General features: G+C 59.6%; 1 pseudogene. It reads left to right on the top strand.

From position 1 onward, the window contains the following. Positions 1-27: 27 nt before the first annotated feature. Positions 28-275, top strand: a pseudogene (locus F7231_RS27150) (hypothetical protein); the annotation flags it as partial.

Raw genomic sequence — 275 nt, 5'->3', positions numbered from 1 at the left:
ACGGTGAATCCAACGCCAGTACTGACCGTGAATAGCGAAACGATCTGCCAGGAGGCCACCACGCTGCTGAGCCTGACCGGCTGTGCTGGTACCGTAACCTGGTCGACGGGTACAACGGGTTCTACCCTGGAGGTGACCCCGCTGCAAACGACGGTTTATTCAGCTACCTGCGTCTTGAGCACGGGTTGCTCGGCTACAGTGGCCACCACGGTGACGGTAACGCCAACGCCATCGGTTCAGACGCAGAACGTAGTGGCAACACGGGCAAGCTGCAA

The sequence above is a fragment of the Fibrivirga algicola genome, from assembly GCF_011742925.1.
In the GTDB taxonomy this organism is placed as follows: Bacteria; Bacteroidota; Bacteroidia; order Cytophagales; family Spirosomataceae; genus Fibrella; species Fibrella algicola.
This window is presented reverse-complemented; position numbering and strand designations above follow the sequence as displayed.